Source organism: Caldisalinibacter kiritimatiensis (genome assembly GCF_000387765.1).
In the GTDB taxonomy this organism is placed as follows: domain Bacteria; phylum Bacillota; class Clostridia; order Tissierellales; family Caldisalinibacteraceae; genus Caldisalinibacter; species Caldisalinibacter kiritimatiensis.
Map to the genome: position 1 here is coordinate 41,044 of NZ_ARZA01000105.1, position 18,372 is coordinate 59,415.

Below are 18,372 nucleotides of genomic sequence, written 5' to 3' on the forward strand. Positions count from 1 at the left end.
GGAGATGATTTGTTTGAATGATATAGAAATACTTGCCCCAGTGGGAAGTATAGAGGCATTATATGCAGCAACAGAAAATGGTGCTAATGCAGTATATTTAGGTGGAAAGTTGTTTAATGCAAGGCAATACGCATCTAACTTTGATAGAAATGAGCTAAAAAAAGCTGTAGAGTATGCACATATTAGAGACGTTAAAGTTTATGTTGTAGTTAATATATTACTAAGTGATAAAGAATTAAAAGATGCAATAGAGTATATAACTTATCTATATAATATAGATGTTGATGCTATTATTATTCAAGACTTAGGACTAGCAAGTATAGTTAAAGAAATACTACCTGATTTAGATATACATGCAAGTACTCAAATGACAATAAATAACTTTATGGGAGTAAAATTTTTAGAAGAGTTAGGTTTTCAAAGAGTCGTTTTGGCTAGGGAATTATCATTAAAAGAAATTGACTATATAAAGAAAAACACAGATATAGAGCTAGAGGGGTTTATACATGGAGCATTATGTGTATCCTATTCAGGTCAGTGCTTAATGAGTAGTATTTTAGGAGGAAGAAGCGGTAATAGAGGAAGATGTGCACAACCTTGTAGAATGCCATATACTTTAGTAGATATGGAAACAGGAAAAACTATTAGTAAGGAGTTAGAAGAAAAATACTTGTTGAGTCCCAAAGACCTTAATACAATAGATTATTTGTATGACATTATTAGTTCAGGAATTATTTCTTTAAAGATTGAAGGAAGAATGAAAAGACCTGAATATGTTGCAACTATTATAAACAATTATAGAAGAACTTTAGATAGGGTAATAAAAGAGAAAAAGAGCGTTGATGTATCTGAAAAAGTTAAGAAGGATATTAAACAAGCCTTTAATAGAGGATTTACAAAAGGATATATATTAGGGGATTATGGCAGAAACATGATTTCCATTGATAAGCCAAATAATAAAGGGATTTATTTAGGAACTATAGTAAAAAAAGACAATAAATTTATGTATTTAAAATTAGAGGATTCATTAAATAAGGGTGACGGTATTGAAGTAATTTATAGTAATAAAAAAAGTAAAGGAATGATTGTTAATAAAATATATAAAAAGAATAAATTAGTTGATACAGCTAACAAAGGGGATTTGGTAAAGCTTAACAAACTCAAAGGCGTTAATAGTAATTCAATAGTTTATAAAACTTCTGATGTCAAGCTATTGGAAAAAGCCAAGAATTCTTTTACACAAGAAAGTGAAAAAAAGAAAATAAAAATATATATGGCTTTAAATATAGAAATAAATAATCCTATAATCCTTCATATATGGGATGACAAAGGAAATTATGTAGAAGTTATAAGCAAAGAGCTAGTTGAAAAAGCTAGAAAAGTAAGTTTAAACAAAGAAAAAGTAAAAAAACAGATGGAAAAATTAGGTGGTACTCCTTATTATATAGATTCTATTAATATTAATTTAGAGGAAAATGCAATGGTTTCTTATAGTGTACTTAATAAAATAAGAAGGAAAGGAATTAGTGAATTAAATAAAAAAAGAGGAATTTTAAATAATAGAATAGAAGTTAACAGAGAAGATATGATAATTAAAACAGAAAAAGCTCTTGATTTCCCAGGTAATAAAATTAAGGACGAAGATAAAAGAATAAGTATAAAAGTAACCAATTTTGAGCAATTTTCTAAACTGAATATAGATAAATTAGATAGATTATATTTAAACTTTACTGAAGGACTAAGTGAGTGTATACAGGAAGTAAAAAATAAGAACAAAGAAGTTTATTTCTCAACAAATAGGATTTTAGAGAACAAAGACTTTAATAAATTAGAAGCTACATTTAGAAATATAGATTTATCTCAAATAGACGGAATTAGTGTTTCAAATGTAGGAACTTTGAAGTTTATAAAAGATAAATATGATGTAAAAATTCACTGTGATGAAGGATTAAATATATTTAATAGTAAAACGGTAAAATTTCTTAAAGATTATGGTGTAGGTAGTGTTACATTGTCACCAGAATTAAAATTGAATCAGATATCAGATATTACTTCTAAAAATAAGATAAAATATGAAGCAATTGGTTATGGTTACTTGCCTTTGATGATAACTAAGTATTGTCCTTTATCCTTGATTAAAGGATGTGATTCAAATAATTATTGTGATAAATGCCAATTAAAAGAACTTTATGGGCTTCGTGATAGAAAAGGGATGGTATTTCCCTTCAATCGAAAGGGAAAAACAACTCTAATATATAACAGTCAGCCTTTAATGGTGCTTGAACATTTAGACAGTGTTTATAATGAAGGGGTAAATATCATAAGATTAGACTTTACTATAGAAAAAAACAATATTAAAGATATACAAAATATATTTTTTGATTATATTAATAATTTAGTTTCTATGAAGGAAGTAAAAGAGTTTGTTTCAAATTATAAACAAGATACTAGCATTACAAAAGGACATTATTTTAGAGGTGTAATTTGATTTTTATGACTAGAAAAGTTTATAATGACATAAGAAAGTGTTGTAGTAAGGAGAGATGCTATGAACGATAAAACGATTAGAGTATTAGAATATGAAAAAATAATAGAAATGCTTGTAGATAAAGCTCAATCATCCTTAGGAAAGAAATTAGCCAAAGAATTAAAGCCAGTATTTGGAGTTGCAGAGGTGGAAAAGCTACAATGTGAAACTGATGAAGCTGTTAAAATTATAATAAGAAGAGCAAATCCGCCATTAGGAGGAATACATGATATTAGCAGTGAAATAAGAAGAGCTGAAATAGGAGCCACTTTGTCACCAGGTGGGCTTCTGATGGTAGCTGATACTTTGAGGGCAGCTAGAAGACTCAAAAACTTTATTAAGCAGGATAGAGAGGATAAAGGTTCAAAATATCCAATCATAGAAGAATTGATAGGTAAATTATATATATATAGGGATATAGAGGAGAGTATCTTTAATGCTATAATAAGTGAAGAAGAAATTTCAGATAATGCAAGTAATACTTTAAGGAATATAAGAAGACAGATTGAATCAAAAAATTTACAGATTAGAAATAAATTGAATTCTATAATTAATTCACAAAAATATAAGAAGTATCTACAAGAAGCTATAGTAACTATCAGAGAAGATAGATTTGTTGTTCCAGTAAAACAGGAATATAAGTCTAGTTTTCCTGGACTAGTTCATGACCAGTCTGCTAGTGGAGCTACTCTTTTTATTGAGCCAATGGCAGTAGTAGAATTAAACAATCAATTAAAAGAACTTAAAGTTAAAGAGAAACAAGAAATAGAAAGAATATTAGCAGAGTTAACTGAGAAAGTTGCATCTGTAAGTAATTTTATTAAAGAAAATCAGAAAGTACTGTCTAAATTGGATTTTATATTTGCAAAAGGTAAACTAGCTTTAGATATGGATGCAACTAAACCAGTTTTAAATGATAATGGATATTTAAAAATTAAGAAAGCAAGACATCCTTTGTTAGATAAAGAAACAGTAGTTCCAATTGATGTTTATCTAGGAAAAGATATAAATACTTTAGTTATTACTGGACCTAATACAGGAGGTAAAACAGTAACACTTAAAACTATAGGATTACTTACATTGATGGCACAAGCTGGATTGCATATACCTGTTGAGCATGGAAGTGAAATAGCTGTATTTGATAGTGTTTTTGCTGATATAGGAGATGAGCAAAGTATAGAACAGAGTTTAAGTACCTTTTCTTCACATATGACCAATATTGTTGATATTCTTAAGTCAGTAAGGAAAAATAGCTTAGTATTGTTTGACGAATTGGGAGCAGGCACAGACCCTACAGAAGGTGCAGCTTTGGCTATGTCTATATTAGATTATTTATATAATAAAGGTGTTAGGACTGTAGCTACGACCCATTATAGTGAATTAAAGGTTTATGCTTTATCTACAAAGGGCATAGAGAATGCTTCAGTAGAATTTGATGTAGAAACGTTAAGTCCAACATATAGATTATTAATAGGAGTGCCGGGGAAATCAAATGCCTTTGAAATATCAAAAAGACTAGGATTACAAGATTTTATTATAAAGAATGCAAAAGAGATGTTGTCAAAGGAAAGTGTTCAATTTGAAGACGTATTAGCTAAAATTGAAAAAGATAGAAAAATAACTGAAGAAAATAGACAAGAGACAGAGAAATTAAGAAAAGAAGTAGAAAGTTTAAAAGAGAAATTAGCACAAAAGAAAGAGAAACTGGACAAAAACAGAGAGAGGATTATAAGAGAAGCAAAAAGTGAAGCTAGAAAGGTTTTATTAGAAGCTAAAGAAGAAGCAAATTCTATAATCAAAGAATTAAGGAATATATCAGATGAAGTAGGGAAAGAGCGAAATAAAAAAATTCAGCAAGCTAAAGATAAGTTAAAGAAAAATATAGATGATATTGAAAATGACTTAACAGAAGCTATTCTAGCTAAGAAGAATACTAAGCCACCAGAAGATTTAAAACCTGGAGATTCAGTTAAGATATTGAATCTTAATCAAAAGGGTACAGTAGTTACATCTCCAGATGCAGGTGGAAATTTAATGGTTCAAGCAGGTATTATGAAAATAAGTGTTCATATTTCTAATCTTAAGAAGACAAAGTCGGATGATGAATCTAAGGCATCAGTACGAACAAAAACAATGGTAAAAACAAAAACAAAATCAATAAAAACAGAGTTAGATTTAAGGGGTATGACTTTAGAAGAAGCTATGTTAGATGTAGATAAATATTTAGATGATGCTTATATAGCGGGATTAAATGAAGTTACTATAATACATGGCAAAGGTACAGGAGTATTAAGAGAAGGCATTAGTCAATTATTAAGGGGACATAGACATGTGAAAAATTTTAGGTTAGGTAAATATGGAGAAGGTGGTTCAGGAGTAACAGTAGTTACCTTGAAGTGAGGTGAATGGTATGTATATAATTAGTGCTTGTTTAGCGGGAGTTAATTGCAAATACAATGGTGGAAACAATTTAAATAAAGAAGTATTAAAATTGGTTCAAAAAGGAAAAGCAATATTAGTTTGTCCAGAGCAATTAGGAGGATTGTCAACTCCTAGATTGCCTTGTGAGATTACTTATGATAGTAATGGAGGATTAAAGGTCATAAATAAAGAAGGAGAAGATGTTACCAAAGAGTTTGTAAAAGGTGCTGAAGAAGCATTAAAAATAGCTAAATTAGTAGATGCTAAGATTGCTATATTAAAAGCAAGAAGTCCTTCTTGTGGCTTTGGAGAGATATATGACGGGACTTTTAGTGGTGAAATAACTAAAGGTAACGGTGTAACAGCAAATCTATTGCTAAAAAATGGATTTAAGATATATACAGAGGAAAATTTAGAAGAGTTATTATTGACTGAAAGACAAGAGGAGGAATAACTATGAGAAAATTTTTATCATTAATATTAGTTTTAGTATTAGTTTCAGCATTAGCAATTGGATGCTCAAAAAATAATGAAGAGGTAAATGACACTACAGAGAGTGAAGAGTCAAAAGAAGAGCAGAATATAAGCGAAAATAATACAGAAGATGAAAAAATAGAAGAAATTCAATATTCAATTTATTTAAGACACGACCAAGTTCCAGTTATGGAAAGTGAAGCGCGTACAATTAAGGAAAATGACCCGAGACTTGAAAATATGTCTATTGAAGAAATTGCATTAAAAGATTTAATATCTTTTAATGAAATTGAATCTCTTGAATCACCAGTACCTAAGGGAACAAAAGTATTAGATGTAAGCAAAGAAGGTAGTACAGTTATAGTAAATCTATCTAAAGAGTTTATAGAAAATCTGAATGATAATACAACTGATACTAATATTGCTGTTGCTTCTATTGTTAACACAGTTACATTTTTTAAAGGTAATGATAAAGTAAAGATTATGGTAGAAGGAAAAGAAATTGAAGAACTGAATGATGTAAAAATGAATAGAGAATTTGAATTTACTGATAAATTTTTCTCAGGAAAGTAATAAGGAAGATGTTTATGAATTGGAGATGTAAATTTTGTGGATTTGAAATTAAAGATAGAGAAGACAGACGTAGAATTAAAATCAAAGAAGATAAAGTATATATTATAGGTATTTGTGATAATTGCTTAAACTACAATATACTGGATACAATACCAGTAAATCAAATGAGAAATTATATAACAAATAAACTCTATGAATAAAGCGGCTATTTGGCCGCTTTTTTGTGAAAATCAGAAATATACTCATAAAATTAGTGAAAAATAGTTAAATTAAGTTTTAATGAAACAAAAACACTATAAACAACGTCTAAAATAATAAGAAAAGGATAGAAAGGAGTGTGATTTGATTTGAAAAAATTTTCAATATTAGTTTTTGTATTAATTTTAGTTATTGGAATTTCAGCAGGCTGTGCTTTTAATTCTCAAAATGAAAAAATAACAGGAGAATTAGAATTTGAAACTGTTGATATAAGTACCATTGAAAATGAGGATGTATTAATGTGGTATCAAACACATTCAAAAGAAGAGGGAGTATTTTATCATGATACAGAAGATAGCAAGTTTATACTATTAGCAGCAGGTGAAAAGCCTACAGGAGGTTACTCTGTAGAAATAACATCTGTTAAAGCTACAAATGAAAAAATTATTGTAAATGGAAATTTAAATTCTCCAAAGGAAAATGAAATGGTAACACAAGCACTAACCTATCCAAGCCAGGTGATTAAAATACAAAGGGATGAACGTCCAGTTGTTTTAGGAGAATTTAATAATCAATCACAAATAAATAAAAAAAGAGCAGATGTATATGAAGAAAAAGGTATTTTTATAGGTTTTATAGATAATAATTCAGTAGAAATCGAAATAAAAGGATTACCAAAGGCATTTAGATTGTCTGAACAAATTAAACAACAGTTACAAAAAAATGAACCTAAGTCAGGGCAAAAAGTACAGTTTTTATACATTAAAAACCAAAATGAACAAATGGAGATAACTGAGATTACTTGGAATCAAAATAAGGAGATAGGAACCTATATAGGACAAATAGATGATAATTCTATTGAAATGAAAGTTAATGATAAAACTAATGCATATAGATTATCTGAAGATGTAAAAGAGAATATAAACAAACTAGCTACTGGAGATAAAGTTCAGTTTACCTATAAGGAAAACGAAAACGGTCAACTAATAATTTTGGATATTAAAAAATTAAGTGAATAGCTTATAAGTCGGTCATTATGACCGGCTTTAATCTTTAAAAAGAAAGACTAATGGTTTATAGAAATAATAATTTATAGTAAAATACTAATAGTAGCAAGTAAAGGGGGAATGCTTATGAATATAGAAGATATTAGAAAAAATGCAAGAGAAAGAATGAAAGGATATTGTAGAGTATGTACTGAATGTAATGGTATTGCTTGTGCTGGAGAAGTGCCTGGGATGGGTGGTGCAGGAACTGGAACTTCTTTTAAGAATAATATTGAAGCTTTAAAAAGAGTAAAGCTTAAGCTTAGAACTATACATGATGCAAAACAACCAAATATTTCAGTAGATTTTTTAGGAGAAAAATTAGATATGCCAATTATTTCAGCTCCGATAACAGGTAGTAGTTTTAATATGGGAGGAGCTTTAACAGAGGAAGAATATGTAGATGCTGTAATCAAAGGTAGTTTATCTGCAGGAACTGTAGGTATGACTGGAGATACAGCAGACCTTTCTATGTATATAACTGGATTAGAGGGTATTAAAAAAGTTAACGGAAAGGGTGTTCCGTTCATTAAGCCAAGAGAAAATAAAAAAATAATTGAAAATATACGAAAAGCAGAAGAGATTAATGCGTTAGGAGTTGGAGTAGATATAGATGGAGCCGGGCTAATTACAATGGCATTAAAAGGGCAGCCAGTTGGACCAAAAACTGTAGAAGAATTAAAAGAATTAGTAAAAATAACAAACCTACCTTTTATTTTAAAGGGCATAATGACAGAAGATGAAGCGGAATTAGCGGTCTCTATAGGAGCTAAAGCAATAGTAGTATCTAATCATGGAGGTAGAGTGTTAGATCACGTTGAAGGAGTTGCACAGGTATTGCCAAGGATTGCAAAGAGAGTTAAAGGAAAAATAACTATACTATCAGATGGAGGTATTCGTTCAGGTGTAGATGTTTTTAAAATGTTAGCATTAGGAGCAGATGCAGTGTTGGTAGGCAGACCAATAGCTATAGCTGCTTATGGAGGATATGCTGAAGGAGTGGATACTGTTCTTAGTAAAATGAAAAATGAATTGATTCAAGCTATGATATTAACTGGATGTAAGGATTTATGTGAAATAGATAAAACGAAAATAGTAGTTGAATAAAATGCCCTTGATTTGGTATATATTATATGGTATATTATAAAAAAATCTATATTTAAAATAAATATATTAATTCTATGAAGAGGAGAGTAGGATAAACTAGAGGTAATAGCGAATCGGGGATGGTGGAAGCTCGATACCAAGGTTTATCTGAAGCGCACCTCGGAGAAGCTATCTGAAATTTAGTAGGAATAGTCGTATTCCCTGCGTTATAGGGACAAGAGAGGGTATATTAACTCATTTGTAGAGTTAGTATATCAATAAGAGTGGTAACACGGGAATAACTCTCGTCTCTTAATTGAGATGGGGGTTTTTTATATTTTATGGTAAATACATAATAATTAAGTAAATTGGTTATTAAATTTCTATGTATAGGAGGGAATAAGTATGATTGATTTTAAAAAAGTTATTTCAGAAATAGTTAGTGAAAAAGTTGAAACTTTAAATGAAAAAGAAGTAGAAGAACTTATAGAGATACCACCTAACTATGAAATGGGCGACTATGCGATGCCTTGTTTTAAATTAGCTAAGCAGTTTAGAAAGGCTCCTAACTTGATTGCAGAAGAAATAATAGAAGTGCTTGGAGAAAATCAATATTTTGAGAAAATAGAGAATGTAGGGCCGTATGTAAATTTCTTTATTAATAAAAAGATACTAGCTGAATCTGTTTTAAAAGAAGTATTTAACAAAAAAGGTCAATATGGTGCAAGTGAAATTGGTGTAGGAAAAAATGTAATAGTAGAGTATAGTTCACCAAACATAGCAAAGCCATTCCATATTGGGCATATTAGGTCGACAGTAATAGGTCACTCACTTTATAGAATTTATAAGTTTTTAGGATTTAATACTATAGGTATAAACCACTTAGGTGATTATGGGACTCAATTTGGTAAATTGATAGTATCTTATAAAAAATGGGGAAATAGAGAAGTTATTGAGTCAAATCCTATACCAGAACTATTAAAACTATATGTAAAATTCCATGAAGAAGCAGAAACAGACCCAGAATTAGAAAATAAAGCAAGAGCATGGTTTAAAAAGTTAGAAGAAGGAAATGAGGAAGCAAAGAGCATTTGGCAATGGTTTAGAGATATAAGTTTAAAAGAATTTAATAGAGTGTATGATATGTTAAATATTAAGTTCGATTCATATGCAGGAGAAAGTTTCTATTCAGATAAAATGCCGAAAGTAATTGAGGAAATGGAACAAAAAGACATTTTAACTAAGTCACAGGGAGCAGATATAGTAGATTTAGAGGCATATGATATGCCACCAGCATTAATTAGAAAAAGCGATGGTTCAACATTATATATAACAAGGGATATTGCCGCAGCTATTTATAGAAAGAAACATTATGATTTCTATAAAAATGTATATGTAGTTGGAGCTGAGCAAAAACTTCATTTTGACCAGTGGAGAAAAGTCGTTGAACTAATGGGGTATGAATGGGCTAAAGATTGTATACATGTACCTTTTGGAATGGTAAGTCTTGAAGAAGGTACAATGTCAACTAGAAAAGGTAGAGTCGTATTTTTAGAAGATGTACTAAAGAAAGCAATTGATAAGACGAAAGCAATAATAAAGGAAAGAAATCCAAACTTAGAAGATAGAGAAGAAATAGCTAAAAAAGTTGGAATAGGGGCTGTAATATTCCAGGAATTATCTAATAATAGAATTAAAGACTATGTGTTTTCATGGGATAGAACATTAAGTTTTGAGGGAGAAACAGGTCCTTATGTTCAGTATACCCATGCAAGAGCATGTAGTGTATTAAAAAAAGCAGAAGTTGAAATAACTGATGAGGTAGATTATTCTCAATTAACAAATGAGCAAGTAGTTAATGTCGTAAGACTAATAGAATCATTTCCTCAAACAATAGTTAATGCAATGGAAAAAAATGAACCTTCGTTTATAACAAGACACATTGTTGATATAGCACAAGCGTTTAATAAGTTTTATCATGATTGTCCGATTCTCTCTGAAAATGAAGAAATGAAAAAAGCCAGATTATTACTAGTATATGCAGTAAAAACTGTATTACAAATAGGACTAGGGTTATTAGGAATCGAAGCACCTGAAAAGATGTAAACTAAAAAATAGACAAAATGTGACGACAAAAGTAGAAAAAGATGAGAGAGAGAAATAACTATTTACAAAAAAGCAAAAACAATGTATAATTATAATATAGGATGTCGAATTAAGCATGATGGCTCACTGGCTTTCTGCGATTAATTGAACATCCCCCCAGAACTATTATTAATTTTTTAATTGGCAATTTAATTGCCAATTCTTTTTTTGTTTAAAAATAAAAATGTAAATTAAAATAATGTAATAATATTGACTCCCTTTAGAATACTTTATATAATATCACTTGTGTCTTTAAGCAAGAATAGGAAATAAAGGGAGTGAAAAGGATGAAGAAGAAGGTTTTGCTTTCGGTGGCTATATTTACTATTATTTTGACTAGTACAGTATATGGTATTATGTTAGCTCAAAATGGAAGTAAAGCTATTAAGATAGAGGTTATAAATAACAAAAGAGTTGCAATGCCTTTAGATACTGAGTATTTATTTGAGCAAGCTGAGAAAAGTAAAAAGCTACAATTTGTAACAGATATGACAGGGTTATCAACAGAAGTCTCCGAGTACCTTATAAAACAGTGTGAGTTAAGGGAATTAGATATCTTTTTAGTGTTAGGATTAATGAAATTAGAAAGTAATTTCAATACAAAGGCAGTAGGCTCTAAAGGAGAACGAGGACTTGGACAGCTTATGGAAAATACAGCTAAACCTTTGGCTAAGAATCTGGGGCTAGAGTATAACCCAGATTATTTATTTGACCCAAAATATAATATAAGATTATTTACAACTCAATTATGGTATTTAAATAAAGTATTGGATAAAGATATACATAAAGTCTTAACTGCATACAATAGAGGTGAATATGGACTTAAAAAATATATGGCTTCTAGGGCAGGTAAGCGAAATCCAGCGGTGAGCGATTATTCTTTAAAAGTTTTAGAATATGCTAGTAAGTTTAAAAAACAATATGATAACAATTAATGTTTAGATATTTAACTTATATAAATACAGGTAACTAGTAACAAGAATACAGTATATAAAAAGTAGCGAATTTTTCTCGCTACTTTTCATATTTTTTGAAGGGATTATTAAAAGGTAATCGTCTATATATAATGAATGATAAATTAAAGGAGGATTTAATATGCAGACAAAGAAAGTGGGAGTAATAACTTTAGCACTAACATTGGTATCATTAGGGTTATTGTTATTGGCTAATAATTTTACTGGAATAAATCTTAATAAGGCTTTTTCTATTTTATGGCCTTCCATAATTATTGCTTTTGGATTAGAGTTAATTATAACTAAAATTGTGTTAGAAAAAGGAAATAAAAAAAGGTTAGTTAAAATCGATGGTGCAAGTTTAACTGTTTTAATTATTATTGTTGTTGCTACTTCAGTAATTTCTACTGTTAATGTCTTTGTTTCTAATATAGATTTGTTTAATGATTTTGGCATTGGATATAAATATGATTCAAGATTTAATAAAGAATATACACTAGAAGTGAAAGATAAAAAAACACTTATTTTAGATACTTCATATGGAGATGTTGAAATTATAAGAGGAGAGAAAAATAAAGCTAATGTTGATGTAGAAATATTAATGAAGCATAATGATGAAGAGTACGCAAGCAAAATTGCGGATAGTATTGTAGAAATAGATGAAAGCAATCAAGATGTAATTGATATTAAGTCAAATTTATATCAATATATTAACAACAATGATATTCGTAGTATAACGATTAATTATTTAATAGAAGTACCAGAAGATTTTAAAGTAGAAGTAAATGATAAGCATGGAGATGTAACTATAGAGAATATTGAATCAGTAAAGATATTTAATGAACATGGAGAAGTAATAGTCAAAAACATATTGAAAGATGTGGAAATTAAGAATACATATGATGACGTAAGTGTATATGATGTTGAGGGGAAGGTTAGAGTTATCAATAAACATGGAGAAGTGAAAATAGAAAGAGTAAATGATAGTTTACAAATAGAAAATTTACATGGAAGTGTTAAAGTTGCAGATATTATTGGTGATGTTTATATAAAAAACACTCACAATGATGTAAATGTAAGTAATGTACAAGGAAATGTAGAGATAGATAGTGATTATAGTGAAGTAATTGGTGACAATATAAAGGGAAATGTTGATGTTAAGACAAGTCATGAAGAGGTGGAATTAAAAAATATTGAAGGTAATGTAATAGTAAATAATAGTTATGATGATGTAAAATTAAGAAGTGCTTATAAGAATATAGATTTAAAAACCAGACATGGAAATATTTACTATGAAGCAGGTAATATCATAGAAGGAAAGGTAAATATAGAAAACGAATATGGAGATATATATATAAAAGTTTTAGAAGTACAAAAGGGTAGATTTATTGTTAATTCTAAGTATGGAGATATAAGCAATGACATAGGCTTAAACGTAAAAGATGAGTTAAATGAGCAGAGTGTTGATGAAGTAGTAGAAAGCAGTAAAAGTAGTTTTTACTTAAAAACGAGAAACGGTGATATATTAATAGAAAATAATTAATCACCTAGGAATAGCTAAGGTGGTGATACAAATTTGAATGAAGAGCAGATAATAAATGAAATTAAAAAAGGAAATATTGATTTATTTCAAAAGATAGTGGATAAGTACAAGAACAAGATATTCTCTATGGCATATAAGTTTACAAATGACTATAATGAAGCTCAGGATTTATCTCAGGAAATTTTTCTAAAAATATACAACAGGATTGATAGTTTTAGATATGACAGTAAGTTTTCTACTTGGATTTATAGTATATCTATGAATACTTGCTTGGATTGGAAAAGGAAAAGAAAGAAAATGAAAGTGATAATTTTTTCAAGTATGGATAAAGAAAATAAATTTACTCTTGAAGAAAATATACGAGACGAAGAAGTCCTTCCAGATGAAAAAGTAATTGGTAGAGAGATGGATAGAGAGGTACATAAGATAATATATGAATTACCTAATATATATAAGACAGTAATAATAATGTATCATTTTAACAATATGAGTTATTCTGAAATTTCATCACATCTAAACATACCGGCAAAAACAGTAGAAACAAGACTATATAGAGGAAGACGAATATTAAGGGATAAATTGAGTAAAGCAGAAGGTGGAGGTGTAAGTATATGGAGTGCAAAGAAGTAATGAATAATATAGATAAATACTTCGAAAAGAAATTAGATGATTTTCAAGTTTATTCTATAGAAAAGCATTTACAGACATGTAAGAGTTGTAGAGAGGAATATGAAGAAATGGAAGCAATATTTGATATACTGTCTAGTCACCAAGTAGTTTTACCACCTCCTAATTTAACTGATAAAATAATGAGTGAAATTAAAACAAGTAAAAAAATATATAAAATAAGACAGACGACTAAAAGAATTTGGGGTGCTAGTTTTATTGCAGCTGGGTTACTTATAATTATATTAAATATATCATCAATAGGTTATAACATAGATGATTTTGCGGCTGATGTATACATGGGTTCTATGAAAATAAATCAAAGAATTATAAAGCCTTTTAATATATTTACGGATAACATAAAAGATTTTACCAATTTTTTGAGTTTTATTAACAAAGATAATAGTTAGTATATGATTTAAGGAGGGTTTTTAGTGAATAGTATAAACCATGAAGAGCAAAATACAACATTCGTATGTAATGAATGTGGGAATGAGGTTTGTAGTGAATGTGCTGTTAACAATGATGGAGTTGTTTTATGTAAGGAATGTGCAGAGAAAAAAGGACTTCCTATTATAAAGAATGTAATTAATAATGAAAGTAAGGTGGATAGTCCAGTAAACAATTTTAAGGTGAAAAGGAAAATAAGTACATTTTGGACTACGGTATTTTCGTTTATACCAGGAGCTGGCCATATGTATTTAGGACTTATGCAACGAGGGTTACAAATAATGTTTGCATTCTTTGGAGTTATTGCTTTGTCTAACATATTTACAACAGCGGATTTTTTAAATCCATTTGCAGTAATAATATGGTTTTATAGTGTATTTGATTGTTATCATTTAAGAAAAAAAGTACAGCATGGAGAAAATATTCAAGATGAAATGATAGTAGATATGAATCTTAAAGAAGTTAACCCTGTGTACTGGGGGGGAGGCTTAATTGTTTTAGGTAGTTTAATATTATTAAACGAACTGTTTTATCAATTGCCTTATATGTTTCATATTCATGATGGCTTTGTATACCATGCTTTTAAATTTTTAAAAGCTGCTATATTTCCAGTGGCATTAATTGTTTTTGGTATAGTTCTATTAAGAAAGTCTAGAAGAAATACAAGTGTATAATTAAAAAAGAAGAGAAGAACCTATTAGCTAGGTTCTTTTCTTCTTTTTTAACACTCCTTAAGAAGAATTGACTTTTATTCTAGATCAATCAAAGAAACTTATGAAAAGAGATATTAAATTTTTTATGCAATTCTGTTATACTAAGTATAGTATATATTAAGGAGTGTTTATATGACAGAAGATAAAATAAGAGCTTTTATATTAAATGCTTGTTATGAAGATAGTATAAGTTATAAAAAACAGATAAATCAAACAACTATGAAGAAAATTGAGGTGAAAAATGATAGTTTATATTGGTCATACATTGTAGAATTGTTTATAATAACACTAAAATCTATAATGCCTTCTGCAGAAATAGTAGGATGTAAAATTGATTATAAAAGATTTAATGAAGAGCTAGGGGTATGGAGAAATTATCGAAATGGTTACAATAAACCACTATTAAATATGTTTGAAAGTTACTATGATATTTCATATTGGCAAGAGAAAGATGACAGTGTTTATAGTAGAATGATACCTATAATCTTTACGAATACAAACTGGGAAATAATAAAAGAAGAACTAATAAAAAATATATTTTATACTACAGGAAATATAAGCAATTTAATAGAAGTAGTTACTCTTTCGAAGATATTATATATAATCTTAAATAATAAATATAATAGAAATTATGAAGATATAATAGGAGATATTAAAGAAGAAATAATACATTTATCACAAAAGGATATATTGAATAAATATGGACAATATTATAAATGTGACGTTAGTACATATCCTGGTAATTATACAATTGATTTTGAACGGATGAGAATAGAAATATTGAATGTGTTAAATGGTATAGGGAAAAGTAAGAATTATAAAGTACTTATTAATACTTTAGAAATACTTGAAAAGGAAGAAGTAGATTTTGGAAATATAGAATATAATTTTTTTGTAAATGGATTAGTAGGATTATTGAATGGGTATACAGAAGATAAGGAATTTAAAGGCAAAGGATTTATAAATAGTTTATGTACTTATATAATAAAATTAAGAAAAGGAAGAATAAGTCCAGAAACCTTAAAGATAAATAAATATATATTACCTGATATATTTAAGTTTAATGTCGGTGAAGAATTCTTTCATTCACTTTTAAATAAATGTAAAGTGCTGAAAAAAATCGAGGATGGTTTATATATAGTTAGTTATATAAAAACTAAGTCTGGTATATATAGATTTTTTAAATTGAAAAGTAGTTAAGAAAGTAGTAAAGCGGCTATGAGCCGCTTTTATATATGTGACTTTAGGTACTTAATAAATTCTTCTTCACTACTTTCTGCTAATGAACTTAATTCTTTGATAATATTGTTTTTTAGTACTATGTAATGCTGCTTATTTGTGCTTCTACCAGTATAGTCCAAAGCCTCTAAAATAGTGAGCATATCTTGTTTTGAAATTTCCGATATTGATATTTTATCAAATTCCTGCATTTTATTCCCCTTCCTCTAATACTATTAAGTTTAACCTTATTAAAATTCTACAAAATTTAATAAAAACTTTCAATATTTATCAAAAACTTAAGCAAACTTTACCATAAAAAAAGCGAACAAAAAAGACCAGCTTTTACTGGTCATTGAAACTTTGAGGGTCTTTTTCATAGAATACTCTCTTACTTCTATTTTTAACCTCGGTCAATTTTTCCATGAAGTCTTTAATATGATTTTTAATCAATTCAGTGTCTTCTTTTGAAATATTATAGTATAAGTATAAATCTTCAAAAGCTCTAACGGCTTTTGATATTTCTGTATTAACCTCTATAAAATTATTAAAATTTTTACTTTGACTGGCATTTTTGAATTGTTCTATGTCTATTTTTATGGCGTTAACTATTTCTTCTTCAGAATTCATAACTCCTGCTGAAACAACATAAGGCTTTATTCTTTCTAAATAATATGTGTTATCTGGATTTAGATGGTATATGTACTCAATTTTGAAATCGTTTACAGAGTATTTAACATGGAACATTACTCCGTGTACTGAAATCACTTTGCAACCTAATTCTCTAAGTTTATTAAGACACATTTGATGCCTAATTTGCCTTATTGTCATATAGGACATATACAACCCCCCTGTATCCCTTTTAATGATTATATTATAACATAAAATTATTAATTAATATACGAATATTTAGATAATTATGGTATAATGTAAATATTTTAAAGAATATATATAGGTGATAGAAATGGTTGATAAACTTGTAAAAGCTAATAGAATTAAACTAATATGGTCACTAGCATGGCCTGTAATGATGAGTCAACTATTACAAACTTTTTTGCAAATTGCGGATATGTGGTTTATATCGACAATAAATATAATAGAAATAATAGCTGGAATTGGTTTTAGTACTTCGATACTGGGTGTTATAATTGTATTCTCACAATTAGTAGCTGCCGGGTCAATTGCCTTAATTTCTAGAAAGACAGGAGAAGGCGATTCTAAGGGGCTAATTCATATTTCTTTACATGCTTTAATTTTAGCAGTTATTGTGGGAAGTACGATATCTATTATGTGTTATGCATATGCAAAAGATATATTATTTATGTTTGGTGCAGAAGGTTCTGTGTTATTATATGGAGAAAAATACTTAAAATTGGTTTTGATTAGTATACCTTTTACGTTTTTTAATTTGACAGGTAGAGCTATTCTACAGGCAAAAGGGGATACAATAACTCCAATGATAATATTTATAATAATGAACTTTTTAAATATAATTCTTGACCCTTTATTAATTCACGGAGTTTTTTTCTTTCCTAATTTAAGTTTTAAAGGAGCAGCTTTAGCTACTGTTATTTCTAACATTCTTGCATTCATCTTAATGGTATATTTTATTAATTCTAAAATTTTCAATGCTCAAATAATCCAAAGATTTAAGAATAGTAAGATTGATATAAATATTATGTTTAGAATTACAAAAATAGGTTTCTTTTCAGCTATTCAAGCAGTTTCTAGACCTATTACAGGATTAATTATGTTTAAGATAGCTAGTTATTCAGGAACGGAAGCAGTTGCAGCTTTTACAGTTGGAGGTAGGGTGTTTAATTTAGTTTTTATATTTTTAATGGGATTAACAACTTCTATTTCAGTTCTTACTGGTCAAAATTTAGGCAAAAATGCTAAAGAAGAAGCAAAAAGAGTAATAAGTGATGGTATAAAGTTAGCGGCTTTAAATATGATTGTATTTGCTATACCATATTTTATATTTCCTAAATATATTATGTTATTATTCACAAAGGAGATAGAAGTTGTAAATATAGGTATAAACTACTTGAGAATAGTATATATAGGAGTATTATTTGTAATATTTCCTGTAGTCTATGGAGGAGCATTTATAGGTGCAGGGGATACTGCACCACCTATGATAGCATCAATGGTTGCAAATTGGGGCTTCAAAATCCCTTTTGCTTATTATTTTGCTAAAATTTTAAAATTAGGTTCAAACTGGGTATGGTTAGCAATAAGTATTTCAGTGATAGTTGAAGCAATTGTTATAACGTATTGGTTTAGGAAAGGGAAGTGGCTTGAAAAAGAAGTTTAAAAATATCAAATTTTAAAATTAATAATAGAATAATTACGGGGG

The 18,372-nt window shown here is 28.6% G+C and carries 17 protein-coding genes and 1 other annotated feature; of the genes, 15 read left to right on the forward strand and 2 right to left on the reverse strand.

Annotated elements, in window-relative coordinates:
• Positions 1–4: 4 nt before the first annotated feature.
• The 14 genes from L21TH_RS05175 (at position 5) to L21TH_RS05240 (ending at position 15,995) form a co-directional block, all read left to right on the forward strand.
• A complete protein-coding gene (locus tag L21TH_RS05175; protein ID WP_034429388.1) occupies positions 5–2,488 on the forward strand; it encodes a U32 family peptidase in 2,484 nt (827 codons plus the stop codon).
• 60 nt (positions 2,489–2,548) lie between these two features.
• Entirely contained in the window at positions 2,549–4,927 is a 2,379-nt protein-coding gene (locus tag L21TH_RS05180) for an endonuclease MutS2 (protein WP_006311032.1), read from the forward strand.
• A 10-nt stretch (positions 4,928–4,937) separates the two neighbouring features.
• Positions 4,938–5,402: a 2-thiouracil desulfurase family protein gene (locus L21TH_RS05185; RefSeq protein WP_006311033.1), complete on the forward strand. Its 465-nt coding sequence runs from the start codon at positions 4,938–4,940 to the stop codon at positions 5,400–5,402.
• 2 nt (positions 5,403–5,404) lie between these two features.
• Positions 5,405–5,995: a GerMN domain-containing protein gene (locus L21TH_RS05190; protein WP_006311034.1), complete on the forward strand. Its 591-nt coding sequence runs from the start codon at positions 5,405–5,407 to the stop codon at positions 5,993–5,995.
• Between the two features lie 14 nt (positions 5,996–6,009).
• A complete protein-coding gene (locus L21TH_RS05195; protein WP_006311035.1) occupies positions 6,010–6,195 on the forward strand; it encodes a hypothetical protein in 186 nt (61 codons plus the stop codon).
• A gap of 147 nt (positions 6,196–6,342) precedes the next feature.
• A complete protein-coding gene (locus L21TH_RS13725; RefSeq protein ID WP_006311036.1) occupies positions 6,343–7,212 on the forward strand; it encodes a protease complex subunit PrcB family protein in 870 nt (289 codons plus the stop codon).
• A 114-nt stretch (positions 7,213–7,326) separates the two neighbouring features.
• Positions 7,327–8,346 (forward strand): alpha-hydroxy-acid oxidizing protein, encoded by a 1,020-nt coding sequence (locus L21TH_RS05205; protein WP_006311037.1) that lies wholly within the window; start codon positions 7,327–7,329, stop codon positions 8,344–8,346.
• Positions 8,347–8,411: 65 nt separating this feature from the next.
• Positions 8,412–8,641, forward strand: a binding site (T-box leader).
• Between the two features lie 89 nt (positions 8,642–8,730).
• The gene (argS, locus tag L21TH_RS05210; RefSeq protein WP_006311038.1) at positions 8,731–10,431 is read left to right on the forward strand and encodes an arginine--tRNA ligase; all 1,701 of its coding nucleotides are present in this window, start codon (positions 8,731–8,733) and stop codon (positions 10,429–10,431) included.
• Between the two features lie 326 nt (positions 10,432–10,757).
• Positions 10,758–11,405, forward strand: coding sequence for a lytic transglycosylase domain-containing protein (locus L21TH_RS13730; RefSeq protein ID WP_006311049.1), 648 nt, complete (start codon positions 10,758–10,760; stop codon positions 11,403–11,405).
• Positions 11,406–11,565: 160 nt separating this feature from the next.
• The gene (locus tag L21TH_RS05220) at positions 11,566–12,966 is read left to right on the forward strand and encodes a DUF4097 family beta strand repeat-containing protein (RefSeq protein ID WP_006311050.1); all 1,401 of its coding nucleotides are present in this window, start codon (positions 11,566–11,568) and stop codon (positions 12,964–12,966) included.
• 33 nt (positions 12,967–12,999) lie between these two features.
• Positions 13,000–13,596, forward strand: a complete 597-nt coding sequence (locus L21TH_RS05225) for an RNA polymerase sigma factor (RefSeq protein WP_006311051.1) — start codon at positions 13,000–13,002, stop codon at positions 13,594–13,596.
• Entirely contained in the window at positions 13,578–14,042 is a 465-nt protein-coding gene (locus tag L21TH_RS05230) for an anti-sigma factor family protein (protein WP_006311052.1), read from the forward strand. Before L21TH_RS05225 ends, L21TH_RS05230 begins: the two co-directional genes overlap by 19 nt.
• 24 nt (positions 14,043–14,066) lie before the next feature.
• Positions 14,067–14,756 (forward strand): hypothetical protein, encoded by a 690-nt coding sequence (locus L21TH_RS05235; protein ID WP_006311053.1) that lies wholly within the window; start codon positions 14,067–14,069, stop codon positions 14,754–14,756.
• Positions 14,757–14,927: 171 nt separating this feature from the next.
• The gene (locus L21TH_RS05240) at positions 14,928–15,995 is read left to right on the forward strand and encodes a hypothetical protein (RefSeq protein ID WP_006311054.1); all 1,068 of its coding nucleotides are present in this window, start codon (positions 14,928–14,930) and stop codon (positions 15,993–15,995) included.
• A 29-nt stretch (positions 15,996–16,024) separates the two neighbouring features.
• On the opposite strand, the gene L21TH_RS05245 is transcribed toward L21TH_RS05240, so the two are convergent.
• Together L21TH_RS05245 and L21TH_RS05250 are read right to left on the reverse strand one after the other, a co-directional pair.
• Positions 16,025–16,225, reverse strand: coding sequence for a hypothetical protein (locus L21TH_RS05245; protein ID WP_006311055.1), 201 nt, complete (start codon positions 16,223–16,225; stop codon positions 16,025–16,027).
• 133 nt (positions 16,226–16,358) lie between these two features.
• Complete coding sequence (locus L21TH_RS05250; RefSeq protein WP_006311064.1) at positions 16,359–16,853, reverse strand: hypothetical protein; 495 nt, start codon at positions 16,851–16,853, stop codon at positions 16,359–16,361.
• Between the two features lie 124 nt (positions 16,854–16,977).
• Between L21TH_RS05250 and L21TH_RS05255 the strand changes: the two genes are divergently transcribed.
• Positions 16,978–18,330: an MATE family efflux transporter gene (locus L21TH_RS05255; protein WP_006311065.1), complete on the forward strand. Its 1,353-nt coding sequence runs from the start codon at positions 16,978–16,980 to the stop codon at positions 18,328–18,330.
• Positions 18,331–18,372 lie beyond the last annotated feature (42 nt).